The organism is Aequorivita sp. IT1183 (assembly GCF_058068265.1).
In genome coordinates, this window is sequence record NZ_JBYRHS010000011.1 from 1 (window position 1) to 2175 (window position 2175).

At 39.0% G+C, this 2175-nt stretch carries 1 protein-coding gene; it reads left to right on the forward strand.

The genetic code is table 11. From position 1 onward, the window contains the following. The coding region (locus AC3RVF_RS15860; RefSeq protein WP_489693781.1) for a beta strand repeat-containing protein at positions 1 to 2175 on the forward strand (2175 nt) is incomplete at both ends.

A 2175-nucleotide genomic window follows, 5' to 3' on the forward strand; every position in this document is an offset into this window, starting at 1 on the left:
TTGAAACATTGACCATTTTGGCGCTAAATCCTGACGGACACACGCTGGAATATACTGATGAAGATGGCGTTTTAACTAGTCTTGATATCGCAACGATTATCGATAACTTCGAAACTCTTACTACCATCGTTGATAATAACAACGGTACTTTTACTTACACCGATGAGGATGGTGGAACAACAATCATAGATATTTCAAATCTTGAAACATTGACCATTTTGGCGCTAAATCCTGACGGACACACGCTGGAATATACTGATGAAGATGGCGTTTTAACTAGTCTTGATATCGCAACGATTATCGATAACTTCGAAACTCTTACCACAATCGTTGATAATAACAACGGTACTTTTACTTACACCGATGAGGATGGTGGAACAACAATCATAGATATTTCAAATCTTGAAACGTTGACCATTTTGGCGTTGAATCCTGACGGACACACGCTGGAATATACTGATGAAGATGGCGTTTTAACTAGTCTTGATATCGCAACGATCATCGATAACTTTGAAACTCTTACTACAATCGTTGATAATAACAACGGTACTTTTACTTACACCGATGAGGATGGTGGAACTACGACTGTAGATATTTCAAATCTTGAGACCTTAACTTATTTGGCACTCAATGCCGACGGCTATACTTTGGAGTATACTGATGAGGATGGAGTTTTAACAAGTCTCGACCTTGGGGAAATAATCGCTAACTTTGAAACTCTTACCACAATCGTTGATAATAACAACGGTACTTTTACTTACACCGATGAGGATGGTGGAACAACAATCATAGATATTTCAAATCTTGAAACGTTGACCATTTTGGCGTTGAATCCTGACGGACACACGCTGGAATATACTGATGAAGATGGTGTTTTGACAAGCCTTGATATCGCAACGATCATCGATAACTTTGAAACTCTTACCACTATCGTTGATAACAACAACGGGACTTTTACCTACACCGATGAGGATGGTGGAACAACAATCATAGATATTTCAAATCTTGAAACGTTAACCATTTTGGCGTTGAATCCTGACGGTCACACGCTGGAATATACTGATGAAGATGGTGTTTTGACAAGCCTTGATATCGCAACGATCATCGATAACTTCGAAACTCTTACCACGATTGTTGATAACAACAACGGTACTTTTACTTACACAGATGAAGACGGTGGAACAACAATCATAGATATTTCGAATCTTGAAACATTGACCATTTTGGCGTTGAATCCTGACGGACACACACTGGAATATACTGATGAAGATGGTGTTTTGACAAGTCTTGATATCGCAACGATTATTGACAATTTTGAAACCCTTACTACTATTGTAGATAACGGTAACGGTACCTTCACTTATACTGATGAAGACAATGTTACTACGACCATCGATATTTCAAATCTTGAAACCCTTACTACCCTTGCGTTAAATGTTGACGGTAAAACTTTGGAATACACAGACGAAGACGGCGTTCTAACCAGCATCGACCTAGAAACTGTAATCGATACCTTCGAAACCCTAACAACTATCGTTGATAACGGTAACGGAACATTCACGTACACTGACGAAGACAACAACAGTACAATCGTAGATGTTGCAAACCTAGAAACATTAACCACTTTGGCTCTAAATGTTGACGGTAAAACTCTTGAGTACACTGACGAAGACGGCGTTTTAACCAGCATCGACCTAGAAACTGTAATCGATACGTTTGAAACCCTTACTACTATCGTTGATAACGGTAACGGAACATTTACGTATACTGATGAAGACAATGTTACTACGACCATCGATATTTCAAACCTAGAGACCCTTACTACCCTAGCCTTAAACGTTGACGGGAAAACTTTAGAGTACACAGATGAAGACGGCGTTGTAACTAGCATCGACTTGGAAACTGTAATCGACACCTTCGAAACACTTACAACTATTGTAGATAACGGTAACGGAACTTTCACTTATACAGATGAAGACAACAATACTACAATCGTAGATGTTGCAAACCTTGAAACCCTTACTACTCTTGCGTTAAATGTCGACGGGAAAACGTTAGAGTATACAGACGAAGACGGTGTTTTAACTAGCATCGACTTAGAAACTGTAATCGATACTTTCGAAACCCTTACAACTATCGTTGATAATGGTAACGGAACATTCACTTATACAGATG